Annotated in this window: 29 protein-coding genes and 1 riboswitch; of the genes, 19 read left to right on the forward strand and 10 right to left on the reverse strand. The window is 68.3% G+C overall.

The annotated features are described in order from the left end of the window. The first annotated feature begins 89 nt into the window (after window positions 1-89). The 6 genes from ACTMTI_RS39970 (at window position 90) to ACTMTI_RS39995 (ending at window position 5,564) form a co-directional block, all read left to right on the forward strand. Window positions 90-1,484, forward strand: a complete 1,395-nt coding sequence (locus tag ACTMTI_RS39970; protein ID WP_441125978.1) for a toll/interleukin-1 receptor domain-containing protein — start codon at window positions 90-92, stop codon at window positions 1,482-1,484. Continuing rightward, window positions 1,481-3,199: an SPFH domain-containing protein gene (locus ACTMTI_RS39975; RefSeq protein ID WP_441125979.1), complete on the forward strand. Its 1,719-nt coding sequence runs from the start codon at window positions 1,481-1,483 to the stop codon at window positions 3,197-3,199. The genes ACTMTI_RS39970 and ACTMTI_RS39975 overlap by 4 nt, the downstream gene beginning before the upstream one ends. After that, window positions 3,196-3,702: a toll/interleukin-1 receptor domain-containing protein gene (locus ACTMTI_RS39980; protein WP_441125980.1), complete on the forward strand. Its 507-nt coding sequence runs from the start codon at window positions 3,196-3,198 to the stop codon at window positions 3,700-3,702. Before ACTMTI_RS39975 ends, ACTMTI_RS39980 begins: the two co-directional genes overlap by 4 nt. Before the next feature lie 145 nt (window positions 3,703-3,847). Further along, entirely contained in the window at window positions 3,848-4,204 is a 357-nt protein-coding gene (locus ACTMTI_RS39985) for an SH3 domain-containing protein (RefSeq protein WP_441125981.1), read from the forward strand. 434 nt (window positions 4,205-4,638) lie between these two features. Beyond that, window positions 4,639-4,938 (forward strand): ATP-binding protein, encoded by a 300-nt coding sequence (locus ACTMTI_RS39990; RefSeq protein ID WP_441125982.1) that lies wholly within the window; start codon window positions 4,639-4,641, stop codon window positions 4,936-4,938. Beyond that, entirely contained in the window at window positions 4,935-5,564 is a 630-nt protein-coding gene (locus tag ACTMTI_RS39995) for a response regulator (protein WP_441125983.1), read from the forward strand. Before ACTMTI_RS39990 ends, ACTMTI_RS39995 begins: the two co-directional genes overlap by 4 nt. A gap of 39 nt (window positions 5,565-5,603) precedes the next feature. Here ACTMTI_RS39995 and ACTMTI_RS40000 read toward each other — a convergent pair whose 3' ends face one another. Continuing rightward, window positions 5,604-6,308 (reverse strand): DUF4097 family beta strand repeat-containing protein, encoded by a 705-nt coding sequence (locus ACTMTI_RS40000; protein ID WP_441125984.1) that lies wholly within the window; start codon window positions 6,306-6,308, stop codon window positions 5,604-5,606. Window positions 6,309-6,561: 253 nt separating this feature from the next. Further along, on the reverse strand, window positions 6,562-7,560 hold the full coding sequence (locus tag ACTMTI_RS40005; RefSeq protein WP_441125985.1) for a zinc-dependent alcohol dehydrogenase family protein: 999 nt from the start codon (window positions 7,558-7,560) through the stop codon (window positions 6,562-6,564). A 92-nt stretch (window positions 7,561-7,652) separates the two neighbouring features. Here ACTMTI_RS40005 and ACTMTI_RS40010 point away from each other — a divergent pair, with 92 nt between their 5' ends. Then, window positions 7,653-8,009, forward strand: a complete 357-nt coding sequence (locus ACTMTI_RS40010) for an ArsR/SmtB family transcription factor (RefSeq protein ID WP_441126104.1) — start codon at window positions 7,653-7,655, stop codon at window positions 8,007-8,009. An 83-nt stretch (window positions 8,010-8,092) separates the two neighbouring features. Here ACTMTI_RS40010 and ACTMTI_RS40015 read toward each other — a convergent pair whose 3' ends face one another. Further along, window positions 8,093-8,428, reverse strand: coding sequence for an ArsR/SmtB family transcription factor (locus ACTMTI_RS40015; RefSeq protein ID WP_441125986.1), 336 nt, complete (start codon window positions 8,426-8,428; stop codon window positions 8,093-8,095). A 100-nt stretch (window positions 8,429-8,528) separates the two neighbouring features. Here ACTMTI_RS40015 and ACTMTI_RS40020 point away from each other — a divergent pair, with 100 nt between their 5' ends. Further along, window positions 8,529-8,906: a VOC family protein gene (locus tag ACTMTI_RS40020; RefSeq protein ID WP_441125987.1), complete on the forward strand. Its 378-nt coding sequence runs from the start codon at window positions 8,529-8,531 to the stop codon at window positions 8,904-8,906. Window positions 8,907-8,931: 25 nt separating this feature from the next. On the opposite strand, the gene ACTMTI_RS40025 is transcribed toward ACTMTI_RS40020, so the two are convergent. Beyond that, entirely contained in the window at window positions 8,932-10,284 is a 1,353-nt protein-coding gene (locus ACTMTI_RS40025) for a cellulose binding domain-containing protein (protein WP_441125988.1), read from the reverse strand. Window positions 10,285-10,602: 318 nt separating this feature from the next. Here ACTMTI_RS40025 and ACTMTI_RS40030 point away from each other — a divergent pair, with 318 nt between their 5' ends. Continuing rightward, on the forward strand, window positions 10,603-11,535 hold the full coding sequence (locus ACTMTI_RS40030; RefSeq protein WP_441125989.1) for a phosphotransferase family protein: 933 nt from the start codon (window positions 10,603-10,605) through the stop codon (window positions 11,533-11,535). 184 nt (window positions 11,536-11,719) lie between these two features. Then, window positions 11,720-11,862: riboswitch (cyclic di-AMP (ydaO/yuaA leader) on the forward strand. A gap of 13 nt (window positions 11,863-11,875) precedes the next feature. After that, window positions 11,876-12,652 (forward strand): glycoside hydrolase family 25 protein, encoded by a 777-nt coding sequence (locus ACTMTI_RS40035; protein ID WP_441125990.1) that lies wholly within the window; start codon window positions 11,876-11,878, stop codon window positions 12,650-12,652. Window positions 12,653-12,872: 220 nt separating this feature from the next. Here the strand turns inward: ACTMTI_RS40035 and ACTMTI_RS40040 are convergent, their stop codons facing one another. Both ACTMTI_RS40040 and ACTMTI_RS40045 read right to left on the reverse strand, forming a co-directional pair. After that, window positions 12,873-13,406: a hypothetical protein gene (locus ACTMTI_RS40040; RefSeq protein ID WP_441125991.1), complete on the reverse strand. Its 534-nt coding sequence runs from the start codon at window positions 13,404-13,406 to the stop codon at window positions 12,873-12,875. A gap of 310 nt (window positions 13,407-13,716) precedes the next feature. Further along, on the reverse strand, window positions 13,717-14,259 hold the full coding sequence (locus ACTMTI_RS40045) for an MOSC domain-containing protein (protein ID WP_441125992.1): 543 nt from the start codon (window positions 14,257-14,259) through the stop codon (window positions 13,717-13,719). Window positions 14,260-14,711: 452 nt separating this feature from the next. Between ACTMTI_RS40045 and ACTMTI_RS40050 the strand changes: the two genes are divergently transcribed. From ACTMTI_RS40050 to ACTMTI_RS40060, 3 genes are all read left to right on the forward strand, one after another. Further along, the gene (locus ACTMTI_RS40050) at window positions 14,712-14,852 is read left to right on the forward strand and encodes a hypothetical protein (protein ID WP_441125993.1); all 141 of its coding nucleotides are present in this window, start codon (window positions 14,712-14,714) and stop codon (window positions 14,850-14,852) included. Between the two features lie 106 nt (window positions 14,853-14,958). Further along, on the forward strand, window positions 14,959-16,509 hold the full coding sequence (locus ACTMTI_RS40055; protein ID WP_441125994.1) for an SMI1/KNR4 family protein: 1,551 nt from the start codon (window positions 14,959-14,961) through the stop codon (window positions 16,507-16,509). 262 nt (window positions 16,510-16,771) lie between these two features. After that, on the forward strand, window positions 16,772-17,290 hold the full coding sequence (locus tag ACTMTI_RS40060) for a hemerythrin domain-containing protein (protein ID WP_441125995.1): 519 nt from the start codon (window positions 16,772-16,774) through the stop codon (window positions 17,288-17,290). A gap of 50 nt (window positions 17,291-17,340) precedes the next feature. Here ACTMTI_RS40060 and ACTMTI_RS40065 read toward each other — a convergent pair whose 3' ends face one another. Further along, window positions 17,341-18,162 carry an alpha/beta fold hydrolase gene (locus ACTMTI_RS40065; RefSeq protein ID WP_441125996.1) on the reverse strand — a complete coding sequence of 274 codons (822 nt, stop codon included), beginning with the start codon at window positions 18,160-18,162 and terminating at the stop codon, window positions 17,341-17,343. A 109-nt stretch (window positions 18,163-18,271) separates the two neighbouring features. On the opposite strand from ACTMTI_RS40065, the gene ACTMTI_RS40070 reads away from it, so the two are divergent. Further along, window positions 18,272-18,931 (forward strand): TetR/AcrR family transcriptional regulator, encoded by a 660-nt coding sequence (locus ACTMTI_RS40070; RefSeq protein ID WP_441125997.1) that lies wholly within the window; start codon window positions 18,272-18,274, stop codon window positions 18,929-18,931. 51 nt (window positions 18,932-18,982) lie between these two features. Here the strand turns inward: ACTMTI_RS40070 and ACTMTI_RS40075 are convergent, their stop codons facing one another. Then, the gene (locus ACTMTI_RS40075; protein WP_441125998.1) at window positions 18,983-19,903 is read right to left on the reverse strand and encodes an SPFH domain-containing protein; all 921 of its coding nucleotides are present in this window, start codon (window positions 19,901-19,903) and stop codon (window positions 18,983-18,985) included. A gap of 274 nt (window positions 19,904-20,177) precedes the next feature. On the opposite strand from ACTMTI_RS40075, the gene ACTMTI_RS40080 reads away from it, so the two are divergent. The 3 genes from ACTMTI_RS40080 to ACTMTI_RS40090 all read left to right on the forward strand — a co-directional run bounded on the left by ACTMTI_RS40080 (window position 20,178) and on the right by ACTMTI_RS40090 (window position 21,771). Beyond that, window positions 20,178-20,840, forward strand: a complete 663-nt coding sequence (locus ACTMTI_RS40080) for a sensor domain-containing protein (RefSeq protein WP_441125999.1) — start codon at window positions 20,178-20,180, stop codon at window positions 20,838-20,840. A gap of 314 nt (window positions 20,841-21,154) precedes the next feature. Further along, the gene (locus ACTMTI_RS40085) at window positions 21,155-21,397 is read left to right on the forward strand and encodes a hypothetical protein (protein WP_441126000.1); all 243 of its coding nucleotides are present in this window, start codon (window positions 21,155-21,157) and stop codon (window positions 21,395-21,397) included. Then, window positions 21,394-21,771 (forward strand): hypothetical protein, encoded by a 378-nt coding sequence (locus ACTMTI_RS40090; RefSeq protein ID WP_441126001.1) that lies wholly within the window; start codon window positions 21,394-21,396, stop codon window positions 21,769-21,771. The genes ACTMTI_RS40085 and ACTMTI_RS40090 overlap by 4 nt, the downstream gene beginning before the upstream one ends. A 138-nt stretch (window positions 21,772-21,909) precedes the next feature. On the opposite strand, the gene ACTMTI_RS40095 is transcribed toward ACTMTI_RS40090, so the two are convergent. Next, entirely contained in the window at window positions 21,910-22,869 is a 960-nt protein-coding gene (locus ACTMTI_RS40095; RefSeq protein WP_441126002.1) for a hypothetical protein, read from the reverse strand. Between the two features lie 436 nt (window positions 22,870-23,305). On the opposite strand from ACTMTI_RS40095, the gene ACTMTI_RS40100 reads away from it, so the two are divergent. Together ACTMTI_RS40100 and ACTMTI_RS40105 are read left to right on the forward strand one after the other, a co-directional pair. Continuing rightward, the gene (locus tag ACTMTI_RS40100; RefSeq protein WP_441126003.1) at window positions 23,306-23,671 is read left to right on the forward strand and encodes a hypothetical protein; all 366 of its coding nucleotides are present in this window, start codon (window positions 23,306-23,308) and stop codon (window positions 23,669-23,671) included. A gap of 127 nt (window positions 23,672-23,798) precedes the next feature. Then, the gene (locus tag ACTMTI_RS40105) at window positions 23,799-24,812 is read left to right on the forward strand and encodes a serine hydrolase domain-containing protein (protein ID WP_441126004.1); all 1,014 of its coding nucleotides are present in this window, start codon (window positions 23,799-23,801) and stop codon (window positions 24,810-24,812) included. Window positions 24,813-24,989: 177 nt separating this feature from the next. Here ACTMTI_RS40105 and ACTMTI_RS40110 read toward each other — a convergent pair whose 3' ends face one another. Next, the gene (locus tag ACTMTI_RS40110; protein ID WP_441126005.1) at window positions 24,990-25,562 is read right to left on the reverse strand and encodes a hypothetical protein; all 573 of its coding nucleotides are present in this window, start codon (window positions 25,560-25,562) and stop codon (window positions 24,990-24,992) included.

A 25,562-nucleotide genomic window follows, 5' to 3' on the forward strand; every position in this document is an offset into this window, starting at 1 on the left:
CTAACCGCGTACGGAGTTGTACGGATAATCGCCGTCCGCTCCTTCTGCGCGGGCCGTCAGCGTTCAATCTCCCCAAGAAGGAGATGCCGTTGATCGACGTATTCGTTTCCTACGCGGGTGAGGACGTCGTCTGGGCGAGGACCCTGGCGAGGAAGTTCATAGAAAGCGGCCTGACCGTCTTTTTCGACGAGTGGAACGTGCGCCCCGGCGACGTGGTGCTCCACAGACTCGACGAGGCGATCAGGGACTCCATGTCCTGCGTCGCCGTCGTCAGTCCCGCGCTGTTCCGCTCGCCCAGGGCGATGGAGGAGCACGCGGCGCTGATGGGGCGGGACATCCGGTTCATCCCCGTGCTCATCGGCGACGCCGAGCTGCCCGCGTTCGCCCGAGGGCGGGTCTGGCGCGACTTCAGGGGCGTCGCGGGGGAGGACTACGACGCCAAGGTGGACGAGCTGATCGACACCATTCTCGGCCGGGCGGAAGAGAGCTCCGCGCCGGAGAACCTCCAGGCGGCGCTGCCGTCGCCGCCCCGCCCGCTGACCTGCCCCGAGCAGGACAGTTTCGTGGTCTGCCACGTGGGGGCCGACCACGACTACGCGCTGCGGCTGGTGCTGCAGCTTCGCGGCGCGGGCCTGCCGGTCTGGTGGCTGGGCAGCCTGGAGCCGGGCGACCTGCAGTTCTGGCAGATCAGGCGGCAGTTGCGGCACGCGGTCGGCGTGATCGTGCTGATGTCCCCGCAGTCGCAGGACTCCGACGACATCACCCGCATGATCATCGAGGGCGAGCTGCACGCCCGCCACTTCATCCCGATCCTCCTCCACGGCCAGCGGAACTACCACCTGGCCCACACCTGGTACGTCGACGCCAGGGACGGCAGGCTGCTCGGCGACGACGAGCTGGCGATCCTGCGGCGCCTGCACCAAGCGCACACCGCCGGCCGGCCGTTGGAGCCCGGCAGCGTGCTGCCCGCCCCGCTGGCCACGCCGCCCGTGCGCGCGCTGCGGCTGCCGCCCGCCGCGTCGCTGGCCAGGCTGGACGGCATGCTCAAGGCCGAGGACTACCGGCACGCCGACCTGCTGACGACCTCGATCCTGCTGGAGGCGGCCGACCGGCTGGAGGAGGGCTGGCTGGCCGAGCACCACGGCGCGGCGCTGCCGTACCACCTGTTGAGCGGGATCGACGCGCTCTGGGCCGAGCACACCCACGGCAGGCACGGCTTCCGGGTGCAGGTCGAGCGGGTCAAGGTGCGCATGGGGCTGGACATCGAGTTCCTGAGGCAGCAGCTCGCCTACGGCTGGCGCGCTTCGGAACGTGCCAAAATGCCGCGCCACTACCGCGACTTCGCCGCCAGGTCCGCCTGCTCGGGGTTCTTCCCGACCCTCCGAAATCCGCAGAACGAGAAGTTCTTCGACTGGTACGAGCAGTGGGCGGCCACCGTCCTCGCCGTCCACCTCAGGCTACGCGCGTGGGAGGAAACCACATGATCATATTCACCCTCGTACTCCTGGCGCTCGTGGGGGGTGCCGGTTATATCGCCTTCGCCGGGCGGCTCGTGGTGCCCGAGAACCACGTCGGCGTCGTGACCCGCCGGCTGGGCCGCAAGGACGCGGCCTTCCCGCGGGTGGCGCCGGGCAACACGAAGGGCGTGCAGGCCAGGGCGCTGGCGCCGGGGCTGGTGACCTGGATGCCGCCCGGTCTGTACTCGGTGGAGTACGTCGAGAGCATCCGCATTCCCGCGGGCATGATCGGGCTGGTCACCGCGCACGAGGGCCGGCCACGACCGCGTGGCCAGGCGCTCGGCCGGTACGTGAAGGAGTGCGACAACTTCCAGGACGGCCAGGCGTTCCTGCTCAACGGCGGCGAGCAGGGCCGCCAGGTCGCCACGCTCGACGGCGACACCTCGTACCTGATCAACACCCGGCTCTTCACGGTCGAGCTCGTGCCGCGTACGTACGTGCCGCGCGGCACCGTCGGGCTCGTGCACGCGAAGGAGGGCCGCATCCCGCCGTCCGACCGGCCGTTCGGCCGGCACGTCGAGTGCGATCACTTCCAGGACGGCGCGGCGTTCCTCGACTCGGGCGGGGAGCAGGGCAAGCAGCTCGCGGTGCTGCCCGGCGGCGCCTCCTACGACATCAACCCGTGGCTGTTCAAGGTCATCACCGTCGAGAACGTCGACGAGGCCGAGGACGGACTGACCGCCGAGCACCTGAAGGAGGTGGCGATCCGGATCGGCTACACCGGCGTGGTCATCACGCTCGACGGCGCCCAGAGCACGGCCATGGGCCGGCCCGTCGAGGGGCACAGCAGCTTCCGCAAGCCGTGGGAGTTCCTGGCTCGCGGCGGCACCAGAGGCGTGCAGGAGGAGACCCTCAAGGAGGGCTCCGTCCTCGCCCTGAACCCGTGGTTCGTCCGGGTCGTGCCCATCCCGACGCGGGTGATGATCCTCGAATGGCGCGACAAGATCGCGTCGGAGTCGCGCAACTTCGACGCCGAGCTCGGCCGCATCGTCGTCACCGTGCAGGGTTACCAGCTGCACGTGGACATGGACCAGACGCTGCGCATCCCGGAGTCGGCCGCGCCCCGGCTGGTCAGCGAGTTCGGCGGCACGGGGGACTCGCCGCTCGGCGGGCTGTACGACGATCCCCGGCCGGTGCAGCGCTTCGTGGAGAGGGTGCTCGGCTCCACCGTGGCGGCGTACTTCAGCGGCATGGCCACCTCGGGGACGATCGACGGATTCCTCAGGCGCTACACCGAGACGCGCACCGCCTTCGCCGCCAAGGTCCGCGCGGCGCTGGAGGAGTGGGGCGTCGAGGCGCTGCAGACCAACCTCGGCTCCGTGGAGGCCGCTGACCCCAAGCTCAACGCGCTGCTCCAGGAGACTGCCAACGAGCAGCTGCGCGGCCAGACCCTGCAGATCACCCACAGCCTCATCAGGGTCGAGGAGGAGATCGACAAGGCCAAGGCCCTGTCGGAGATCCGCCATACGGCGCTCGACACCCAGGCCGAGGTCGGTGCGCTGGGGCGGGAGACGTACGCGCTGATCCAGCTGGCGGACGCCATGTCCCGCATGAAGCCGCCGGAGATCGTGACGGGCGCGGCCGGCGACTCCGATCTCCTGCCGCTGATGGCGCTGCGCGACATGCTCGGCCGGCTGCGCGAGGTGAAGCAGGACAACCAGCAGCTGGAGCAGGGGGAGTGATCCAGGAGTGGATCGCGGCGGTCGCCGCGGTCATCGCGATCGTGCCGCTGTGCGCGGCGTGGCTCACCAGGCTGCGCCGCACGCCCCCTTCCCAGCCTGCCGGCGAGCGGTACGACCTGTTCATCTCCTACGTCAAGCCGGACGCGGCCGCGGCCCGGCGGTTGGCCAGGCGGCTGAGCACCGTGCACGGCCTGACCGTCTTCTTCGACGAGTGGTCCGTCGGTCCCGGCGTCGTCCGGCTGATCGCCAAGGGGGAGGCGATCGAGGGGACGGCGCACGGAGCGCTGCTGTTCAGCCGCAGCTCGGTCGGCGACGCGGAGCTGATGGACGACTACGCGGCGCTGCTGACCCAGGTGTACAACGGGTCGGCGCGCTTCATCCCGGTACGCCTGGACGACGCCAAGCTGCCGCCCTTCGCCGCCATCCGCCAAGGAATCGACCTGCGCCGCCGCTACAACGCGGAGGTGGCCAGACTCGCCGACGCCGTCGCTCAGCGGCGGTAGCGGAGGCTGGCGGAAGGTTGGGCCGCTTTTGAGCCTCCGGCTGCCATGGCTCCACCTTGCTTGGGGCACGCTGGTCCGTACTGCAAGGAGCAGTTCGCCCCGTCGGGCGAGTGTTCGAAAACGGCAGTATCTGGGGGTACGCGTCATGCGCACATCCGCCATCACCTTCGTCCTCGCCGGTGCTGTAGGCGCCACCGGCCTGCTCGGTCTCACGCAGGCCAACGCCGCGGCCGCTCAAGGAGCCGCCGTACGCACCGCGCCCGTACCAGCGCAGCCGGAACCGGAACCCGGCATCGACCTCGTCGTCGCAGATCCGGAGGGCGCACCGGTGCGATCCGGACCGGGACCGGACTACGAGATCCTCTACCGCACGAGATACGGGGAGAAGCTCGACTACGACAAGAAGGCCACCGACGAAGTCGTACGAAGGATCGCGGAACAGGCCTGGGTGCCTCTGGAGAAAGAGGGCTACGTCTGGATGGGTGATGTGACACACAGCTAGTTCCGGCCGGCCGGGGGCCGGCGCCTCGCAGTCGGGCGCCGGCCCCACGCCGGTTCGACATCTGCGGGACAGGTATCCCGTGTGGGGTCCGCAGCCCCGTGCGGAACAGCCGGCAAGCGAGCTCCTCTTCGCCGCGAGGGCGAACAGACAGGGCCCAGAGGCATCCTCCGAATGGGGGATAGGCGCTATCGTCCGGCCGTCGGCTACTTGCGCCCTGACGCACGATTCGGCGATCAGTGCCCTCCTTGCACACTCGGTGGGAATCCATCGAGCTGAGGAGGGAACGTGGCTTCCACCCTGCGGTTAAGGCCGGTCGGGGAACGCGAGCGCCAGCTCGCTCCCGACCTCGCATCTCCGGCTGGAGCGCCGCGCACGAGCTGCCCGCCACGTTCACCGTCACGGGCACGGCCCGGCTGCTGCACCCCGAGGTCGAGATGACCCTGTTCAGGGCGGTACAGGAGGCGCTGGCCAACGTGGCCCGCCACGCCACTGCGGGCAAGACCGGCGTCACCCTGTCGTACATGGAGGATGTGGTGGTGGCCGATGTCCGGGACGACGGGGTGGGGTTCACCCCCTCGGACGCCTGCGGCGGAGGGTTCGGGCTCACCGCGATGCGGCAGCGGGTCGTGAGGCTCGCCGGGAACATCGAGGTGGAGTCCGCGCCCGGTCAAGGCACCGCGATCAGCGTGACGGTCCCCGCCATCCCCATCGCGGCTGAGCAGGGGGCGACGTGAGCGTACGGCTGGTGATCGTGGATGACCATCCCGTGGTGCGCGACGGCCTGCGTGGCATGTTCGTCGAACAGGCTGACCTGGAGGTCGTCGGCGAAGCGGGCAACGGGGAACAAGGGTTGGCCGTCGCGGTGCGGGAGTGTCCCGACGTCGTGCTGACCGATCTGCGCATGCCCGGTCTCGGAGGAGTGGAGTTCATCAGACTGCTGGCGGAGCGGGTGCCGTCGGCCCGCGTGCTCGTCCTGACCACCTATGACGGCGACCAGGACGTGCTGCCCGCGCTGACCGCAGGCGCGATCGGCTACCTGCTCAAGGACTCGCCGCGGGAGGAGGTCTTCCGAGCCGTGCGCGCAGCGGCGGTGGGAGAAACGGTGCTGTCCCCGGCCGTGGCCGCCCGCGTGCTCGATCGGGTCCGCATGCCCGCGTCCGCGCCCGCTGAGTTGAGCGAACGCGAACGCACTGTCCTTGCGCTGGTCGCGCGGGGCTGCACCAACAAGGAGGCGGCCGCGGCGCTGTTCATCAGCGAGACGACGGTAAAGACGCATCTGGCGCACATCTACACGAAGCTGGGCGTCTCCGATCGTGCCTCGGCCGTGGCCGCCGCCTATGGCCGCGGCTTGCTGCCATGACGCTCTCGCTCCCACCAGCCGGCCTCCAGGAGGCGCCCGTCAGGGTGTCACGACCGCCAAGTTCCCGGAGTCGCTGGACAGCTCGATCGAACGCCAGGCCGAGGGGGCACTCGCGGCCTTGATGTCCTTGTTGCCGGAGTCTGTCTTGGCCACGATCTTGTACGGCCCCTGCGGCACATGGATCACGGTGTCACCCGAATCCGTGGAGGTCGTGACCTTGCCGGGCTGCCCCGCGAAGGCCAGGGTCATATCGCCCGAGTCGGTCTTCGTGACGACCTGCATGCCCGTCAGCCCGCTGCCTTCGATGGCGCCGGAGTCGGTGGTGGCTTCCACCGCGCCCGACAGGTTCTTCAGCGTCAGGGCCCCCGAGTCGGAGCCCACCTTGACGCGGAGCCCCTTGGGCACCTCCACCTGGTAGCTCACGTCGCAGGACGTGCCCATGGCGCCCCACCCCCACGTGGCGGGACAGGTGAACGTCAGCTTCAGCGTGTCACCCTGCAGCTTGTGGCTGGTCTCCGGCTTGCTCTTGCGCCAGCTCAGCCGCTCCGTCACGCGGATGCCCCGACGATCTGACTCGACCACTTCGACGGTCCCGGAGTCGGCTTCGACGTGCAGCGCCGCGACCTTGTCGGTGACGTCGTACGACACGGCGTCCTCATCCAGCGGGCCGCTGACGCCGCAACCGGTCAACACCGCCACGAGCCCAACAAGGCCCGCGATCATCGCCGTTCTCTCCACCTTCATGACGCTCAATTCTGAGTGATCCGGTCGTACCGGCCTCGGGTGATCCATGGAGTCGCCCGTGAGGACATCATTGAGACTTGCGGGTCACCCTTGGCGTGATGGACAGACAAAGCCATGCCGAAATCCTAGATATGGCCACAACGAGCGGCATTGCTGCCGGCACCCTGATCTCTGGTAGTGCCTGCCTTACCTCTGCGCTGCCGTGGCGCGTGCACGGCCCGCTGTTTCTGCGCCGCTTGATCTCCAGCCGGCGTCAGCGGTCCACGGTGACCACGATCTTGCCGAACCGGGCGTCGGACTCCATGTGCTGATGGGCCTGCACGATCTCCTCCAGCGGGAACAGGCGATCCACCACCGGGCGGAAGGCCCCGGTGCCCAGGCCCGAGGCGACGAACGCCGCGGCCCGGCGCAGCCGCTGGGGATCCCTGGTGTGCTCCAACACCGTGTACGTGCGCACGTTCAGCGCGGGCATGCCCAGGTCGAACCCCGGATAGGGGGTCGGCTGCCCGCTCAGCGCCCCGTACAGGAACAGCGTTCCGCCGGGGGCCACGGCCCTGGCCAGGTCCATCACGCCCGGTCCTGCGACGGCGTCGAAGACGTACTCGGTGCCTTTGCCTCCGGTGAGCGCCAGCACCCGCTCGGTGACGTTTTCCTCGTCCGACACGATCACCTCGGCGGCTCCCTCCTTGAGCAGCCGCTCCTTCTTGGCGCTGGTGCGGGTGATCGCGATCGGGGTCGCACCCACGCGGATGGCGGTATGGACGGCGGCCAGGCCGACGCTGCTGGAGGCCGCGTTCAGCACCACCACGTCGCCCGCCCGCATGCCGCCCACCTCCACCAGCGCGCCGTAGGCGGTGAGGTAGGGCATCCACACCGCCGCCCCGGACACCGCGTCCACCCCGTCGGGGCGGGGCAGCAGCGCCGTCGCCGGCACGATCGCCTGCTCGGCGTAGACGCCGTAGTCGTTTTGCGAGAAGGCCGGTACGACACTGACCGCCTGCCCCTCCTCGAACCCGGCCGCCTCCGGACCGACCGCCTCGATCACACCGGCGGCCTCGGCGCCGAGCCGGGCCGGTAACTGCTTGACCGGCTCGATGTACTGGCCGCGCCGGAACAACATCTCGGCCCTGTTGAGCCCGATCGCGTCCACCCGGATCCGCACCTCGCCCGGTCCCGGCTCGCCCGTCTCCAGGTCCTCCAGCCTCATCACCTCGGGCCCGCCGATCTCGTGGAACCGCACCGTCCTTGCCATGCCACCGTCCTCCGCTCACTGTCGACCGGGAGCCACTGTGACGCAGAAGTACGATCGCTGTCAAACTTCGATGAGTGTCGTACTATTCGGCCATGGGACGTACGCCGCCGCACCCCGAGGTGTCACAGTTCACCCTTCAGCAGGTGCTGGAGGCGCTCGTCGATCCGGTACGCCGGAGCATCGTCGCGCAGCTCGACGCCGCCGGAGAGGACCTCGCCTGCGGCACTTTCGACATGCCGGTCAGCAAGTCCACCGCCACCCACCACTTCAAGGTGCTGCGCGAGGCGGGCCTGATCCGGCAGTACTACGTCGGGACCTCGCGGATGAACGCCCTGCGCCGCGCCGAGATGGACGAGGCGTTCCCCGGCCTGCTCGACGCCCTCACCGCCCCCCGCCGGATGAGTGGCGCCCACCCGCTTGATGTCTCGTCGTCGAGGTACGTGGACTGAACACTCCTTGCGGCCCGCCTCATGACGTTCTCGGCGAGCCGGTCGGGCTGCCGCCTCGATCGGCTCCCTGGAACGCCCGGGTGTCAGCGGTCGGCCGGGGCGGCGCCGACGACCGCCGTCGTGGCGGACGCAAGGATCGTGCCCAGTACGCCCGGAAAACGGGCCTCCAGGTCTTCCCGGCGCAACGTCATGTAGCGGGCCTTGCCCTCCGCGCGGGTCCAGGTGACGCCCGCCTCCCGCAGAACGCGCCAGTGGTTGGAGAGTGTGGAACGCGGCACGTCCAAGTACTCCGGGCTGCAGGACACCTCCCCGTCGGCGGCCATCCTGCGCACGAGCTCCAGGCGGACGGGGTCGGCGAGCGCGTGCAGCACGGCGATCAGGTCCAGGTCTGCCGCCTTCGGCTCGGGCATCGATCGCATCCCACTCTCCTGTCGCCTGCCGGTGTTGGCGAGTCCCGACCCGGATAGTCTAAGGTCATTTCCATATTTCGGAAATATGGAAATGATCAGGAGTCTCGTGATGGCCGTTCTCACCGCCTACGCCCGCGTGTACGTCGACGACCTGGACACCGCCCTGCCCACCTTCGAAGCGCTCACCGCCGCCCGGCCGGGACTGCGCTTCGCCTATCGGGACCTCGAACTGGCGAGCATCGGCAACTATCTCCTGGTCGCGGGCACGCCGCAGGCGCTCGCGCCATACCGCGACGTGCAGGCCACCACCATCGTGGACTCCCTCGACGAGGTCTTCGCCATCGTCGAGCGCGAGGGCGGCGAAACCCTCGACGGCCCCAACGAGGTCCCCACCGGACGCAACCTGACAATCCGTCACCCTGGCGGCGCCGTCATCGAATACGTCGAGTTCGACACCGCCAAGGTCCAGGCGCGATCAGCGCAGTAGCTGATCCACGGCACAGGCATCAACGTCATGCCACCTGGCAGGCGGCTCCGTTGAGGGTGAAGGAGGTCGGTTCGGTGGTGTTGCCGGTGTGGGTGGCCTGGAAGCCGATGGTGGCCGAGCCGCCCGGCGCGAGGTTGCCGTTCCAGCCGGCGTTGGTGGCGGTGACCTGACCGCCGGCCGGCGAGTACGAAGCGCTCCAGCCGTTGGTGATGGTCTGGCCGCTGGGCAGGGTGAACACCAGCCGCCAGCCGTTGATCGCCGCGCTGCCGGTGTTGGTGATCGTGATATCGCCGGTGAAGCCGGTGTTCCAGGTGTTCATCGCGTACGCCACCCGGCACGAGCCCGACGACGTGGGCGTGCTCGTCGGAGTGGTCGTGGTCACGGTCGGGGTGGCGCCACTGTAGATGGTGGCCTCCTTGGCCGTGGCCTTGATGCCGTTGGCGCCGTTGAAGATCCGCTGGCCCCAGGTGGTGAGCTGGTTGGGGTCGAAGCCGGCCGCCATGTCCAGGATCGGGTCAGTGTTGCCGCTCCAGGACCAGCCGAGGTAGCCGAGACCCCGCGAGTTCGCCTCGGACAGCAGCGTTTCGTGATCCACCTCGTTGGCGCCGAACCGCCAGCCGAATTCGCCGATGACCAGCGGCCATCCGTTGGCCTGGAACCGGTTGAGGTAGTCGGTGATCGCCGCGGCGCTGTTGAAGACGGCGTACATGTGGATGGACAGCACGGTGTTGTGCCGGCTGTCCGCGTTCAGGATCGTCTGGGCGTTGTCGCGCATGACGTACTGCCAGTCCTGGCCCCAGTTCGGCGCGTCGACCATGAGCAGGTGCTCGAAACCGTTGCTGCGCATCTTCTGGATGGCGGCGGTGGTCGCGCCGATCCACTGACTGGCGTTGGTGTTGCCGATCGGCTCGTTGCCGATGTTGATCACGACGTGGTTCTCCTGGCCGACGAGCGCGCTCTTCTGGCTGATCCAGTAGTTGACCGCTTCGTCGAGCGTGGCGGCCGCGCCTTCCTCGCCGTACCCGGTGGTGTCGTGTACCTCCAAGACGCAGATCAGCCGGTTCTGCTTGCACAGGGAGATCACATTGGAGACGTCGGTGGACGGGCCCCACCGCTTGCCGCTGCCCAGTACCACGCGCACGGTGTTGGCCCCGAGCGCCTTGATGTTGGCGAAAGAGCTGGTCTGGTTCGTGAACCAGACGTGGGGGTGGTTGACCCCGCGCATGATGAAATTCTGGCCGTTGGCCTCGACGATCTTCGTACCGCTGACGTGGAGCCCCACGGCCGCATGCGCGGGCGGAATGCCCGTGAGCATGACGGCGCACAACGCTACGGCCAAGGCGACGAGTGCCGCGCCGGCCGCGGCAAGCCACGGCATGGATCTCATCTCGGATCTCACCTCGCTGATTTCGCAACGGCGGCAACGCGCCAGCGCTCGAGGGCCCCGCTGGAGCGCATCCCAGAATGAACGCAGACCACCACATCCGTACAGCCACGGGCGCACCGCCCTAATAACCGCCCAGCCCAGCCTGTTGACTGTCAAGCGCATGCCGAGCTGGCCAAACGTGCCCGAATCACGTCAAGAACGATCTCCTCGGAGTCTCCCTGCGGCCCGCTTGACCGTGAAAGTTCCACGCCGGCGCAGCTGCTGAAAAGCGCGAGCAGAGCAAGCGCAGACCGTGTCAGCATCTCGATCATGCTGGAATACGAGATGGGTGACGAGACGCTGGCCGCCATCGCCGGCCGGCACGGGTTCGCCGCCGAAGAGGTGCGGCCCATTCCGGCAGGGGTGGCCAACCATGTCTTCCTGCTCGGGAACGACCTGGTCCTGCGCATCCCACGGACCGAGCAGTTCCTCCCGGACCTGGTGAAGGAGGCCGCGGTCATCCCCGCCGCCCGGAAGGCGGGCGTGCGCACTCCGGATGTCGTCGCCTTCGATGACACCTGCTCGGTGGTGGACGTGCCCTACATGGTGCTCGCCCGAGCGCCTGGGGCGGATCTCGTACGTCTCACGCTGCCCGCCGCCGTGACGAACCGCGTCTTCCAACAGGTGGGGCGGGAGCTGGCCATGCTGCACCGGCTGTCCCCGGCGACGGCGTCAGATCTCCCCATCCCCACGGACGACGGCACCGCTGATCCCTGGGCGCTGACCAGCCGCCTCCTGGCAGAAGGCTGGATCGACGCGGAGGCGGCCGGCTGGCTCACCGGCTGGTTCGACCGGCTCTCCGTGCATCTCCCCGCCGACCCGCCCCTGGTCCTGGTCCACGGCGACATCGCTCCGCAGAACCTGCTCGTCTCCCCGGAGACGGCCCAGCTCACCGGCATCGTGGATTGGGGCGATGCCCACTGGGCGGACTCTGCGATCGAGTTCGCCAAGATTCCTTTGACCGGCATCCCGGCCATGCTCGACGGCTACCGGCAAGAAGCCGGCGATGGAACCGCCGCGAACACACCCGCCTGGGAAGCACGTGTGCTCTGGTTTCACCTCATGTGGGCCCTCGGTCGCCTGCCCGACCCCGTTCCCCGCCCGGACGAACGCCACTGGACGGCCCCTCCGGCCAGCCGCCTCCTGGGTCTGCTTCGCTTCTTCACCTCAGCGCCACCAGCTCCATGGGGCGATCTCACTTAGTCCAGCGGTGTGGTTCTCATCAGACGCCTCAGCACCGGCTGCCACACGACTCCCGACAAGGACGTCACAACTCGCCGACCAGGGATTTGTCCACTTGTCAGTCTTTTAGTTAATACATTATCTTTTGCGACATACGTCCGGTTTGTGCCGGTCGTGTTTTGACCATCGCATGACATCACAGGCCCACCTGTGACCGCTGAGTCCGCCCGCGGGCGGAGCCGGGGACCCACTCGTACGTACTTGGGGTGAATTGGCACCGAGGTGCCATAGGGCAGCTTCCACGCCCGAACCCGTCAGCTAACCCGGTAAGCGGTATGGAAGCAAGGAGAACCCCCGACCGATGGCCGACCACCGTCTTACCTCTGCCCCGAAGATCATGGCCAGCCGCATGGCCACCCCCGGCATCATCCGCAAGGTCGCGGCAACCGCGGTGGCAACCGTGGTGGCCACCGCAGTGGCCACGACGATGGCCACCGCAGTGGCAGCCACGTCCGCCGCCGTAGCAGCCCCGTCCGTCGCCGGCCCCGCGCACGCCGACGAGCTCATCTACGGCCAGGACGTCTCCAACTACCAGCCGACGCACGACTGGGCCGCCAGCGGCGCCAAGTTCGGCATCGTCAAGGCGACCGAGGGCACCGATTTCACCGACCGCGCCTTCGCCCGCCACTGGGCCGAGATGGCCGGGCGGAACATCGTGCGCGGCGCCTACCACTACGCCCACCCGGCCAGCGACCCCGTCGCCGAGGCCGACTTCTTCCTGTCGGTGGTGAACCGGCAGCCGGCCAAGCCCGGCGACCTCCTGGCCCTGGACCTGGAGACCACCGACGGCAAGTCCGCGGCTCACGTCAACGCCTGGGCCAAGACGTGGCTGGAGCGGGTGAAGGCCAAGACCGGCGTCACCCCGCTGTTCTACTCCGGCTGGAACTTCGCCACCAAGTACGGCGACGGCCTCGGCCAGTATCCGTTGTGGGTCGCCCACTACAGCAAGGCCAGAGGCACGGTCACGCCGCCCCCGCCGTGGAAGAGCTGGACCATCCACCAGTACACCGACAATCCGGTGGACCAGAACGTCTCCTCCGTGAGCCTGGACCAGCTCCGCGCCCTGGGCCGTAAGTAACCGGCATCATCCCCGGCCGCGCGGCACGCCCCATACGTGCCGCGCTCCGGCGTCCGGCACCTGCTCGGTCACGCCAGCCCGAGCAGCACCGCGCGTTCGACGGGCGAGTACGCACCGTCGCGGCGGTCGAGCTCAAGAGGGCTGGCCGGCAGGAGCGGCGGCTGGGCGATGAAGGGGGGACGGTGCCGCGGTGGGGCTGTGCGCCGTGGATGAGGAACGGTCACCCTCCGGGACCCGTGGGCTGGATCGGCGCGCCGTCGCCGTTCTTGGGCAGGTCCCCGCGTTCCACCGGGCTGGGCGGAGGGGCCGGCGTGCCGCCGTCGCCGACAGCCGGGCGGGCTCCTTCCGCCGCCTCCTTCAGCACGCTCCGGTCCATCTGCCCGACGTCGCAGATGAGCCGCAGGTGGTAGCCCTTGCGTACGGCCACGTACTCCTGGAGGCCGTCCTTCACCGTGAACCAGTTGTCCCCGTCCCGCTCGCAGGTGCCGGAGCATTTGTACTGCCCGCGTTCGATCCGCATCTCCACCCGCTTGCCGTCAGGAGCGGTGTAGAAGGCGCCGAACCCGTCGTCGCCGACCGCACCCACGGACATCTCGGCCAGCTCGTATCCCGGCAGGTCCACCACGTACATCAGATCGGGTGCCGCGCCTTGCCGCCGGGCTTGGTCGATCACGGCCTGGCTCAAGGCGGCCCCGGAACCGCAGCCCGACACCAGGGCGAACGCTAAGAAGACGACCGCGACACGAGGGGACATCCCGCAAGTGTGACTCACACAGATCGCTGACGAAAGGCTCCCAGAGCAGGACCGTCACGTGTCCCAGGCAGCACGAGAACGAACGCAGCGAATGTGCACGGGCAGCCGCCGCTGCGAATCTTTGTGCTCGACGTCCTCACCTCGGGTGTCGACGACCTGGAGAAGCTGGTCCCCGGACACGATCGTCGTCAAGAAGGTATCGCCGCCTGATCGGCCTGCCGCTGAACACAGCACATCATCGTTCGCGCGTTGGCCACGACCTCGCTCGTAGGCCACGATGGGCCGGCGAGGACTGCCTCGAATCGTAGAGTCAGACCCGGTCGAGAGGGCGATGGGGCTCAGCTGGGAGTTCTACCTTGATCATGTCGCCTGGACGCACGACGCCACCGGCCCTGACGACGCTCATGACGCCGGCCTTGCGCACCAGGCTCCCAGTCTCGTCGCGGCCGACGACCTGCTTGAGCAGACCGTTCTGGAAGTTGTCGATCTGTACGCAAGGGTTGCGCAGCCCGGTGAGCTCCACCACGGCCTCGTCGCCGATGTGCAGCAGCGTGCCGACCGGCAAGCCGAGCAGGTCGATGCCCTTGGTGGTGATGTTCTCGCCGAGCTCACCGGGCTTGACCGTGAAACCCGCCTCGCCGACCTCGGCGAAAAGCTCCTCCTGGATGAGGTGCACCTGACGCAGGTTCGGCTGGGTGGGGTCCTGGGCGACCCGGGAGCGGTGCTTGACCGTCACGCCCGCATGCACGTCCCCCTCCACCCCGAGCCCGGCGAGGAGCGCGATGCTCTCCCGGTTCGGCTTGGTGAAGGAGTACTCGCCGTTGCTGCTGACCGCCGTGACCGTCCCGCTCATCCCGTTTGCCCCCTCAATGCATAGCGTTGCCCCCGGGAGCCTAGCTCAGCGGCCGCCGACCCTTTCTGACCAGAAGACGTCGTCCGATCTCCTGGGGCACCGCGTACCCGTTCCGGGACTTGTGTGTGGTGCGGGGTTGCACCGCACCAGGCAGTGTCATCCGTTTGACGGTGAACCTGGAGGCCGCGGAGAAGCCGCCACCCAGCCCGGTCAGGAGAATGCCGGGAAAAGGGAGCAACTATGGCTGACGAGATGTATCAGTAACTCCATGAACCCAGACAGGCCTGACTTGCAGGGATTCGCGGTCTGGGTATAACCGTAAGGATCCGAACGGACACTGTGGGTGATCTTCCTGGCCGGCCGAAGCGGGAACGCCCACCGAACCCTTCAGGAAACGGCCGCAGTAGTTGCCGTGGCCGGCTGCCTCATGGCGTCGGGATGAGGATGAGCCGATGAGCAAGACGATCACCTATGTCATCACCCATGAAAACGGGCGGTGGGCGTCGCGTTGCCCCACCGGGGAGACCGAGTGCGTCGGCGTGGCCGGCTCCTTGTCACAGATGGAGCGTGACTTGGCGCAGGTCCACGCCTGAGCTTGGCCTGAGTGGAGTTCATCTTCGACCTGTAGGGATCCTGAGTTGCCGGCCCGAGCTGGGGCCATCGGCTGATCGTCGGTGGGAGGGTGTAGAACTGGCCCGCATGGATGATCAACGCAAAGACGCCATGACCGAGGTCCTGCGGAGCATGGCCGCGCAAGTCGCGGCAGGCGCTCCGCAGGGCTGGCGGCGAGGATGGGTGCACGCCTACCGCGGCCCGTCCTACTCGGGGCAGCGCGGCACGGGATACGAGATGCCCGATGGCACCATCGGGGACATGCGCGTCGCCCTCGGCGGGCTGGCGCAGCTCTACCGGCTCAGCGGTGCCTCGTCGGCGGATCTGATGGTCGAGCTGGCCGTCGAGCCCTCGGGCCGGTTCGAGGCGGTGACCAGTCGAGCGATCACCCGGGACGATTCGGGCCGGTTCCTGTACGTCCTGCGCCCTGACACGCTGCCCCGCGAGCCCGGCGCCGACCAGGCCCCGCCGTTGAACCCGACACCGGCGGGCGACCCGGAGGAGGCCGTCCGGCTGTTCCGGGAGTACGTGAGAAGACGCGCCGACATCCTCGGGGAGGAGGAACTCCTGCCCGATCCGCTGGACCCGGCGGAGCGGACCGCGCTGCTGGACGCCTTCCCCGGCGACCTGCCCCCCGACCTGACGGCCCTGTACGGCGAGGCCGACGGCGACGACGAGATCGGGCTCTTCCACGGCCACCTGTGGTTCCCCCTGGAGTCCACGACGACCTACATCCACCATCGCCCCGAGCGGAAATGGACGGACGACCCGCTCCATTCGATGACCGGCGACGGCGAGCCGCCCGGCGCCATCCGACGGCAGCTCAGCAACCCGCACTGGATCCCGTTCGCGACCAGCACCGGCGGCGACTACCTGGCGGTTGACATGGACCCGGGGCCCGCGGGCCGCCCCGGCCAGGTCATCCGCGTCGGAATCCACTACGACGGCGCGCCCGTCTACGTCGCCGACTCCGTCACGACCATGCTGCGCCGGCTCGTGGAGGCACTCGACCGGGGCGACTACGAGGAAGGAGACGGCTACCTCGACGTGGGCGCCAGGCTTCCGAGTTACCTGGACGACACGCGTACCTTCTGGCGCGGGGAGGCCCCGATCCCGAAGAAGCCGCGCAGGATTCAGTCCCTCGTCGTCGACAACGTCAGGAACCTCGATCTGGAGTCCGTCCGCGGCGCGCCCCACCTCAGGCAGGTGGCGTTGTTCGGCGAGGGCCCCGTCGATCTGCGCCCCTTGCACGACGCCCCGCTGGAGGCGCTCCGGCTGGAGCTGGCCGCGGCCGACCTGAGCCCGCTGGCCGGACATCCGACCTTGCGCGCGGTGACACTCCGCACGAAGGAACCCGTCGATCTCGGCGTGCTGCGGACGTTCCCGCACTTGGAAGGAGTCGAGCTGGCGGAGGGCACGGTCCAGGACCTCGGCGTGATCGGCGAGCTGAACGGGCTGCTTTCGCTCACGCTCTCGCCCGAGCAATGGCGGCGGCTCGGCAAGCTGCCGCCGCTGGCGGCGGCCGGGCTGGGCGGCGATCCCACGCCGGGTCAGGTGAACGAGTGGGCGGCCCGGTTCGAACCCGGCGAGGAGCTCGGCGGCTGCGAGTACTTTGCGGGATGGTTCGACGGCTCTTAGCGCTGAGATCTCGTCTTCCGGCGGCTCAGCCACACCGCGCCGACCGCGTTCAGACCCACGCCCCAGATCAGGAGGACAGTGAACCACTGTGCCCACGAGGGCAGCGGCACAGACCGCGACCCCGAAGACGCCGATGACGGCGGTCACGAGCGTCGCCGCCACCAAAGTGGGGATGACCTGTGCCTGACGGGGTGCCGGCCGCAGGTCGTGGGCCAGCAGGCGATTTGACCGCAGGTACGACGGGACCCAAGATTGGGCGGCAATGGAGACGTACGACAGGCCCGACGCGCGCTTGGCGGCGTTCGGTGACCAGCTGATCGAAGTTCATGACTGGCTCCGCGCGGAGCTCGCCCGCCTCAGTGACGACGTGGACGCCTATCTCGCCGGCGGCGCGCGGCCGAGCGAGCTGCGAGCGCACTGCCTGAGCTTCTGCACGGCACTGGAACGGCACCACACCGGCGAGGACGATGGCGCGTTCCCCGCATTGGCCACGCGGCATCCCGAACTCACGCCTGTGCTGGACAAACTCCGCGAGGACCACAAACTGGTCTCCGACATCCTGCACCGGCTACGAGAGCTGGTCGAGGGACTGGACCCGGAGACCGGCGCCGATCCACAGGAGGCGCGGCGCGTTCGCGGGGAGCTGGACGGCCTGAGAGCGATCGTGGAATCGCACTTCGGCTATGAGGAACGCAGCATCGCCGAGGCACTCAACGCCTTGGACGCCTCGGAATGGAAGGCCGAGCCGCCTGCCTTCTTGCGCACCGATCCGGTCGAGTGACGTACCTGTTCATCAGTCCCCGTCCGTCGTCCTAGCCCCAGTCGGTTTCTTCAGCTCTCGTGCAGGACCGCGCGGAGCGGGGTGGCGAAGTGGTCGGGGTCTTCGGCGAAGCCGGTGTGGCCGCCGGGGAACATGGTGGGCTCGATGCCCAGTGCCGCGGCGAGTGCCCGGGAGGTGTGGTCGCATTCCTCCCCGGCCGAGTCGTCGCCGATGCCGACCACGATGCGGGTCGCGGCCGAGCGGAGGGCGTCCAGGTCGGGCCGCCAGTGGGTGGTCGCGCGCAGTTCGTGGGCGAACCAGCGGCGTTCGTCGGCGACTACCTGAGGATCGCGTTCGCCTCCGAACATCGCCTCGATCGCGCCTTCGGGCATGGTGATGTTGGCCTGGGTCATGAACTTGGCCCAGGCGCCGATGACGTCGCCGGCGAGGTAGGTGGCGATGATGTCGTCGGTCTGCGCGTGGATCTGGTCGCTATCGTCGAGTAGTTCGACGAGCGGGGGTTCGTGGGCGATGACGGTGTGGACCTGTTCGGGGTGAGCCTGGGCGAGGGCCAGCGCCGTGATGGCGCCACCGCTGGAGCCCAGGACCGCGGCCGGTCCGACATCGAGATGGGTCAGGAGCCGGGAGAGGTCGTCGGCGCGCAGTTCGGGCGTGGAGTCCTGGTCGGGGTCGTCCAGAACACTGCGTTTGATGCCGCGGGGGTCCGTGGTGAGCACGGTGTGGTCGGTGGCGAGCAGGTGGGCCAACGGCTCGAAGGCGTCGGCATCCATCGGGGCGCCGACGAGCGCCACCAGCGGGCCTTGGCCCCGCACCTGGTAGTGCAGGCGGGCGCCGGGGACCCGCAGGGTCTGGGCGGTGGCGGTGAGGTGCATCGGGTTCTCCTGAGAACGGGGGCCGCTGTGCCGGCCCGTGCAACTGAACTGTACCGTACAGGAAAGATGTCATGTACTCAAGAGTTCAGTTCGCGGTAGTATGGAGACCGTGGCCAGAGACACCAGCAGATCACCGGCGCCGTCCGGCAAGCGTGCCGAACGCAACCGGCAGGCCATCGTGGCCGCCGCGGGGGAGATGTTCGTCCGCGAGGGCTTCGACACCGGCATGGACGCGATCGCCGCTGCGGCGGGCGTGTCCAAGGTGACCGTGTACAACCACTTCAGCAGCAAGGAGGAGCTGTTCACCGAGGTCGTCGGGCAGGCCATGGACGAGGCGCACGCGAGCTTGGCCGACGTCCGGGCACACCTCGCCGACGCCGAGGACGCGCGCGAGGCGCTGATCCGCACCGCCCGTTCCCTGGTGGCCGCGGCCACCGATCCGTCGAGGCTGGCGCTGCGCAACCTCGTCACCGGTGAACTGCGTCGCTTTCCCGAGCTCGGCAAGGCCTATCAGCAACGCGGCCCGGCCCGCTCCGTCGCCGCCCTCGGCGAGCTGTTCGGCGATCTGTGCGAACGCGGGCAGTTGGCCATCGCCGATATCGAGGTCGCCGTCATCCAGTTCTTCGGCCTGACCATCTACCCGCACCTGATCGTGGGATCATTCGGCGCCGCTCTCCGCGAGGACCTCGCAGACCAGCTCATCACCGACGGCGTGGACATGTTCCTGAGCCGTTACCAGCACCATCCGGCTCCTCGAACGCCGGGCTGAACACCGCAGCACCGCTCCGCGCGGGCCACTATGACCAGGTGGTCAAGCTGCTCAAGGATCTCCAAGGCGCGGGGCGCCGCTCTCCACGGCCGGTTCCGCGGCGGAACGTTCGAAGGAAGGCCCTGGCGGGGCCAGCTCGGGCGCGGCGGAGTCCGTCACGGCCGGCTGCTCCTTGGGACGCTGTTCCGGGGAGCTGGCGGCCTCCGCGGCCGGAGCATTTGCCGTGGAGCGCTCGAAGAAGCGCAGCAGCTCCACGGGCAGCGGCATCACCAGCGTGGAGGTCTTCTCGGCCGCCACCTCCACCACGGTCTGCAGCAGGCGCAGCTGCAGCGCGCCGGGGGACTCCGTCATGATGGCCGAGGCGTCGGCGAGCTTCCGCGCGGCCTGGAACTCCCCGTCCGCAGTGATCACTCGGGCCCTGCGCTCCCGCTCGGCCTCGGCCTGGCGGGCAATGGATCGCTTCATTCCCTCGGGAAGATGGACGTCCTTGATCTCCACGCGGTCGATGTGGATGCCCCAGCCGAGCGCAGGGCTGTCGATCATCAGCGCCAGGCCCTTGTTCAGCTCCTCGCGGTTGGAGAGCAGGTCGTCCAGATCGCTCTTGCCGATGATCGAGCGCAGTGAAGTCTGCGCCACCTGTTCGATCGCGAACAGGTAGTTCTGCACCGCGATGGCAGCCCGCAGCGGATCCTCGACCCGGAAGTAGGCGACGGCGTCAACCTGGACCGAGACGTTGTCGCGGGTGATGCCCTCCTGCGTGGGCACCGGCATCGTGACGATCTGTACGTTCACCTTCTTCAGCCGGTCCACGACCGGGATGAGCAAGGTGAGCCCTGGCTGGCGGACCTCCCGCTGGGCCTTGCCGAAGCGGAAGACCACGCCACGCTCGACCTGATTGACGATCCTGACGCCGCTGACCGCCAGCCAGACCGTGATCACGACGATCAGCAAGAGCACGACATTGGTGACCATGACTTGACCCCTCCCTTCAAGGCTAGATCCGGGGAGGGGCCTGCGTCGGTAAGGAGGTCGTCAAGTCCTGGTCAGTGGCGTCCGCGCCCGTTCCCTCTTTGTCGGTCGGCTCGGGGATCTCCTGCCGTACTCGGTCCACGACCTGGACTTCGACCGTCTGGACGCCTTACGCCGCGACCGTGCCGACCGCGGCTTCCGGTAGGGCTGTCCCTACCATGGACTGGGCCGTACGCAGGTTCGATCCGGCCTGGTCCTGCCTCATAACGTTCTCGGCATGAGAGCCCTCCAGCACCGTCTCGGCACCGACACCCGCTACACCCTGCTCGGTCTCCCGACGGCCGTCGCGTCCTTCGCCGTCACCGTCACCGGGGTCTCAGCGGGCCTGGGCAGCGCTGTCGCCTTCATCGGCCTGCCCGTGCTCGCCGCGACCGCCGCCGCGTCCCGGCACCTCGCCGACCTGGAACGCGTCGCGCTTCCCGGGGTGCTCGGCCACCATGTCGACCGCCCGTCGTACCCGCCCGCCCCGGAGGGCGCCGGCTGGTTCCGCCGCGTGATGAACCCGCTGACCAGCGGCCAGGCGTGGATGGACCTGCTGTACGGGATCATCGCGTTCCCGTTCTCGCTGGCCGCCTTCGTCCTCACCGCCGTGTGGTGGGCCGGCGCCATCGCCGGTCTGACCTTCCCCATCTACGGCTGGGCCATCGCCGCCATACCCGGCGTCGAGCACGGCCTCCCGGAGTGGCTGGGGCTCGGTGACAGCGACGTGATGTTCGTGGTCGTCAACGCGGCGGTGGGCGCTCTGTTCGCCCTGACCCTGGTGCCTGTCGTACGGATCGCGGCCCTGCTCAAGGCGAGCGTTGCGCAGGCCATGCTCACCCGCGCCGCCTTCCCGGAGCCCACCATGACCCGCGAACCGGCCTGGCTGGCCGGCCGGTAGCCCGCGCCCTTTCCCACATGGTCGCCTCTGTCTCGCTTGCATACGGTCGCCTCTGTCCTGCGCGAGCCGGACAAGGCGGCCATCACGCTGTCCCCGCCCGACGAACAGGCACAGCGCCGCTTCCTCCCCGAGTGCCCCGGGAGTCGCTATCCATGCCGTCGTCCGGGAGACGCACGAGTCCCCGGCCTGACCTGACCATGTCCGCGCCGGACGAACGAGGTCTGAGAGGAACCTTATTCGGAAGTCCCGCGCAGCCGCGCGCGTCGCTCCAATTTTATTAGGAGCCTGCCTCCTAATGCAGTATCCTCATCTACGTGACCGAGGACCTTCCCCCACACATGTGCCAGCTCGCCGAGGTCGCGGCGATAGTGGCCGCCGCAGGAGCCACCGCTGACTGGCTGTACCACCTCAAGGGCGACATGTGCGCGCTGCGCGTGATCAAGGATGGCGTCATCTCGGTTCCCGTCATGATCCCTGCCAACCCGGACCGCGACCCTGAGCTGTTTCGCGAAGCCCTCAAGCGCCTGGAGGCGGTCACCGAAAGGATGAGCCGATGAGCAAGACGATCACCTATGTCATCACCTACGAGAATGGGCGGTGGGTGTCGCGTTGCCCAACTGGGGAGACCGAGGGGGTCGGCGTGGCCGGTTCCTTGTCGCAGATGGAGCGTGACTTGGCGGAGATCCACGCCTGGGCTTGGCCCGAGGACACCCCCGGTGTGGAGTTCGTCTTCGACCTGCCCGAGGACGTGGCGGGTGTGGTGGCCGAATACCACCGTGAAAAGGAACTGGCCGAGGCTCACACCAAGCGTGCCGCGGAGCTGGCCGTCAAGGTCGCTAAGGCTCTCACGAGTCATTGGTCGGAACCAGACACGGCACGTGTCATGGGTATGTCCAAGCAGCGCGTCCACCAGCTGAAGGTCAGCGCCTGACGGGTGCCGCCGAGTACGACACCCACAGCACCGTCGGTGCGCGTGGTCCACATGCCGGTGCCAGGAACGTGCTTGGAGCTGGTAGTCCGCATCCAGACACTGGTAAGCCTGGTCATCGAGGTCCGCGCGTGACGGTTCTCACCCGCCTCGCCGCATGGAGGTCGGGATGGTCTTGCGCAGCTCCGCCTCGGTGAGCGGCCGCGCCTGGACGATGGCATCCCGGAGCGTCTCTTTGGGAATCGCGTCCGAGCTTCCGATCCGGACGAACCGGGCGCCGCGTTGCATCACGTACTCGTGAATGCCGCAGGGGCAGCCCCACTTCGGCTCCGGGATGCGCCCACTGCGGTACCACAGCCCAGGCCGCTCAACCGTGCACTCGACGTGCTCGCTGCGCCCGAACATGACCACGACCTCCGGCTCACCGCACGCCTTGGTGGAGTATTCGCCGCGCTCGGTGTTCAGGGCGATGGCATGGTCCTGCCATACCCGCTCCACCCCGGGGTTCTGGGGTGTGAAGAAGGCGGTCATGCCGTCGTGATGCATGTGGTAGCCGGCGATCGACGTGGTGTACGCGAGTTCCTGTTCGGGCGCGGCCACCTCCTGCCACGCCTGCTCCTGTTGCCGGGCCTGCTCACGACTCGTCAGGTGCACGCCCCCGGCGACGAGCCCGATGCTGATCATTAGTGCGCCCAGCGTGAACCACCGACCGGCGAGAATCGCGGCGCAGAGCCCGAATCCGGCTCCGCTGGCGACCACCATCAGCAGCGGGTCGGAGCCCAGAGGCAGCCTGAGCGTGGAGTTCAGCACCGCGCCCGACCACCACGCGCCCATTCCGCCCGCGAACACCAGGAGTGCCCACCCCAGCCGCCGCCCCCGCGTCGAAGTGAGCGGGGACGCCTCTCGGGACGCGGTGGCCACGAGGAACAGCAGTCCGACCGCGCCCAGCACGACCAGCGCCGCAACAAGGGCGACGATCGACAGAGCACCCGAGAAGAAGGCGACGACGCCAACACAGAGTGCCGTGGTCGCGATGATCGACCCAGCGCTCCAGGCCAGCGCGATCTGCACCGCGACGAGCATGCCCCTGGTTTTGTCCATCGCCGCCCCGCATCGCCATCCGACCGAGCTCTTGCCCTCCGGTTGTTGTGACGCTCCGTAGCGCCGGAATGTTCTGAGCGGATATCCGGGGAACCCGCGGAAGCCTAAGGTGATCAGGTCAGATCGTCGGCCAGGCGGTCGGCAAGAGCTCGCGTTCACCGGACGCCGACGACCGTACCGGCTGAAGGCCGCCACCGGCGCAGGTGGCGGATCGGCGGTGAGACCATCGACGTGATGGCCCCGCACCTGATGCTGGGACCCGCCACGTCGAACGCGGCAATGAAGCGGACCCGGTCGTTCACGGAGCCTGTCAATGTTGGTGAGTTTGGGCACCGCGTTGGCGGCTGGGGACTCCGCTGCTCTGGCGAACTGATCCCGCTGGTAGCGGGAGTCGCAACGATGGGACGATCGGAGGGTGATTGATCGAGTCGGTGTCGTGAGCGCAGTCGCAGACGCGCACGGCCGTCGCCTGCTGAGTATTTCCGACGGCACCATCGAACGCATCGACCCGGATCTCACCGATGAAGAGATCAAGAACCGCTTCGGGCTGGACCGCCTGACCCACATGCCCAAGATCGACTTCTGTGCTGGGCTCCTTCTCGACGGGCCGCTCGAGGGCACTCTCAGCTACGCGATCAACGAACTCGGTCACCGCGGCACGCACTACCTTCCACGAACGCCTACCGATGCTCCGCCCCGGACACCCCCGGGGGCAGGCCTCGTCTACCAGGTTGTGAAACTTGGCGCGAACGGCCGGCCCGCGGAACTCCGCCATGTCATCGAGCCCGACCGGCGGGGGTAGCGACAAAGCTGGACCTCGGGGTCAGCTGGCCTGCAAAGCCACGACGGTCTGTAGTGCCCCAGCGCGAGCCCTACGGCTCCGAGCGCGAGGGCCTCAGAGGCGGCGGTAGATCTATAGATTGTCCGATATGACGCATCTGAGCGGTCTGGTAGCGGAGACCGTTGGCCAGCTCACGGCACGGCATGTGGGCGTGGTAGTCGCCGCTGTGGCGGGAAACTCGACGGAGATCCGGGGCTCCGGACAAACCGAAGGTGCTCCTGGTGCCGACACGTTGTTCCAGATCGGCTCGGTGACCAAGGTGTTCACGGCGCTGACCCTGGCGCAACTGGCCGTGACAGGCGTGGTCGAGCTCGACGAGCCGCTGGCCGCGTTGCTGCCTGAAGGGACGCGAGTGCCGTCGCGAGACGGCAAGGAGATCACCCTTCGGCAGTTGGCGACCCACACTTCGGGCCTGCCCCGTCTGCCCAAAGGCATGCTCGTCGAGGCATTGCTACGCCCGTCGAAACCGGATCCCTACGCCGGCTGCACTGCCGAATTCCTGCTGCATGGTCTGGCCGGAACCCGGCTGGGTGCCACGCCCGGGCGCCGATTTCGTTACTCCAACCTCGGCGCGGGCCTGCTGGGGCTGGCACTCGCCCACCGGACCGGCACCGACTACGAGACGTTGGTCGTTCGGGAGATCTGCAAGCCTTTGGGGCTGGCCGACACCGGCATCGCCGATCGGCAGGTCCGGCTCGTCCAAGGGCACACCCGACGTCGGCGACCTGTCCCACCTTGGCATCTGGCTGATCTGGCCGGAGCGGGCGCGTTGCGCTCGACGGCCGCGGATCTGGTCACCTTCGTGCAGGCCCAATTGACCCCCGAGTCCACTGGGATCGCCGAGGCGATCCGGCTCAGCCGTCAGGCCAAGCACCAGATCAACCCTTTCGCCTGGATACATCTGGGCTGGATGGGCCAGCGGTTGCACCCTCGGCAAGGAGGTGGCCTCCAGATCTGGCACAACGGGATGACCGGCGGGTTCTCCTCGTTCGTGGGATTCAACCCGGAGAAGGAGGTGGCCGTCATCGTGCTCAGCAACACGAAGCGGTCGGTGGACAGACCCGCCTTCGACCTGCTCCGCCGCCTGGAGTCCTTGCAGTAAGAGCTCCGCCGACCACCGCCGGGGTCTGGCTTCCCTTAACGGGCACCTTGGCGATCCGCTTTCCTGGGCAGCCGAGGGCCGCCCGACGTCATCGAGATCGACATCGAGGAGTACGAGGGGTTCGCGCTCCAGGGTGCGGCTCGGACCGGGAGCGTGGCCCCGACGCTGCTGTGAAGGTCAGGTCGTCCGCATAAGGGTGTAGACGTAGGGGCCTTCCGGTTCGCACGGGATGGTGGCGACGACATCGAGGCCGAATCTCGCGTAGAACTGAAGGTTGGCGGGACGACCGGTGTGCAGCCACAGGGGGGATCCGGCGGCGTGGCAGAGAATGTCCCTCATCAGGGAACTCCCGCAGCCCTGGGAGCGCTTCGCGGCCGGCACAGCCAAATACTGGAGATACCACGCAGCCGTGTCGTCCACATCAGCCGCCTGCAGCCTGCGGCGATAGTCCTTCAGCAGCACCGTCGGCCGCTGGAAGGCCCTGAGGGTGAGTTCTTGCGCCCTCGCGGCCTCCTCCTCGTCGTAGAGTCGCCGTCCCGGCGGCAGGAGAATGACGACTCCGCGCTCGTCCAGCAGCAGAAACCCCTGGGCGTCTGCCGCCTTCACGGCCAGCGAGAACGTCGCCTCGAGCAGGGCACGCCGGGTGCGTTCGTCGGGGGTCGTCCAGAGGAAGAAGGGATCGTCCAGGAATCCCTCGACGAGGATCTCGACGGCTTCGCCATTATGGAAGTAGGTTGTCTCATCTCGCAT

This window comes from Nonomuraea sp. H19 (assembly GCF_052068215.1).
In the GTDB taxonomy this organism is placed as follows: Bacteria; Actinomycetota; Actinomycetes; order Streptosporangiales; family Streptosporangiaceae; genus Nonomuraea.

Excerpts from the sequence above, each read along its gene's own strand:
- ACTMTI_RS39975 (WP_441125979.1), top strand. The coding sequence starts at position 1,481 with ATGATCATATTCACCCTCGTACTCCTGGCGCTCGTGGGGGGTGCCGGT.
- ACTMTI_RS39985 (WP_441125981.1), top strand. The coding sequence starts at position 3,848 with ATGCGCACATCCGCCATCACCTTCGTCCTCGCCGGTGCTGTAGGCGCC.
- ACTMTI_RS39990 (WP_441125982.1), top strand. The coding sequence starts at position 4,639 with ATGACCCTGTTCAGGGCGGTACAGGAGGCGCTGGCCAACGTGGCCCGC.
- ACTMTI_RS40000 (WP_441125984.1), bottom strand. The coding sequence starts at position 6,308 with ATGAAGGTGGAGAGAACGGCGATGATCGCGGGCCTTGTTGGGCTCGTG.
- ACTMTI_RS40005 (WP_441125985.1), bottom strand. The coding sequence starts at position 7,560 with ATGGCAAGGACGGTGCGGTTCCACGAGATCGGCGGGCCCGAGGTGATG.
- ACTMTI_RS40010 (WP_441126104.1), top strand. The coding sequence starts at position 7,653 with ATGGGACGTACGCCGCCGCACCCCGAGGTGTCACAGTTCACCCTTCAG.
- ACTMTI_RS40015 (WP_441125986.1), bottom strand. The coding sequence starts at position 8,428 with ATGCGATCGATGCCCGAGCCGAAGGCGGCAGACCTGGACCTGATCGCC.
- ACTMTI_RS40020 (WP_441125987.1), top strand. The coding sequence starts at position 8,529 with ATGGCCGTTCTCACCGCCTACGCCCGCGTGTACGTCGACGACCTGGAC.
- ACTMTI_RS40025 (WP_441125988.1), bottom strand. The coding sequence starts at position 10,284 with ATGCCGTGGCTTGCCGCGGCCGGCGCGGCACTCGTCGCCTTGGCCGTA.
- ACTMTI_RS40030 (WP_441125989.1), top strand. The coding sequence starts at position 10,603 with ATGCTGGAATACGAGATGGGTGACGAGACGCTGGCCGCCATCGCCGGC.
- ACTMTI_RS40035 (WP_441125990.1), top strand. The coding sequence starts at position 11,876 with ATGGCCGACCACCGTCTTACCTCTGCCCCGAAGATCATGGCCAGCCGC.
- ACTMTI_RS40040 (WP_441125991.1), bottom strand. The coding sequence starts at position 13,406 with ATGTCCCCTCGTGTCGCGGTCGTCTTCTTAGCGTTCGCCCTGGTGTCG.
- ACTMTI_RS40045 (WP_441125992.1), bottom strand. The coding sequence starts at position 14,259 with ATGAGCGGGACGGTCACGGCGGTCAGCAGCAACGGCGAGTACTCCTTC.
- ACTMTI_RS40050 (WP_441125993.1), top strand. The coding sequence starts at position 14,712 with ATGAGCAAGACGATCACCTATGTCATCACCCATGAAAACGGGCGGTGG.
- ACTMTI_RS40055 (WP_441125994.1), top strand. The coding sequence starts at position 14,959 with ATGGATGATCAACGCAAAGACGCCATGACCGAGGTCCTGCGGAGCATG.
- ACTMTI_RS40060 (WP_441125995.1), top strand. The coding sequence starts at position 16,772 with ATGGAGACGTACGACAGGCCCGACGCGCGCTTGGCGGCGTTCGGTGAC.
- ACTMTI_RS40065 (WP_441125996.1), bottom strand. The coding sequence starts at position 18,162 with ATGCACCTCACCGCCACCGCCCAGACCCTGCGGGTCCCCGGCGCCCGC.
- ACTMTI_RS40075 (WP_441125998.1), bottom strand. The coding sequence starts at position 19,903 with ATGGTCACCAATGTCGTGCTCTTGCTGATCGTCGTGATCACGGTCTGG.
- ACTMTI_RS40080 (WP_441125999.1), top strand. The coding sequence starts at position 20,178 with ATGAGAGCCCTCCAGCACCGTCTCGGCACCGACACCCGCTACACCCTG.
- ACTMTI_RS40090 (WP_441126001.1), top strand. The coding sequence starts at position 21,394 with ATGAGCAAGACGATCACCTATGTCATCACCTACGAGAATGGGCGGTGG.
- ACTMTI_RS40095 (WP_441126002.1), bottom strand. The coding sequence starts at position 22,869 with ATGGACAAAACCAGGGGCATGCTCGTCGCGGTGCAGATCGCGCTGGCC.
- ACTMTI_RS40105 (WP_441126004.1), top strand. The coding sequence starts at position 23,799 with ATGACGCATCTGAGCGGTCTGGTAGCGGAGACCGTTGGCCAGCTCACG.
- ACTMTI_RS40110 (WP_441126005.1), bottom strand. The coding sequence starts at position 25,562 with ATGCGAGATGAGACAACCTACTTCCATAATGGCGAAGCCGTCGAGATC.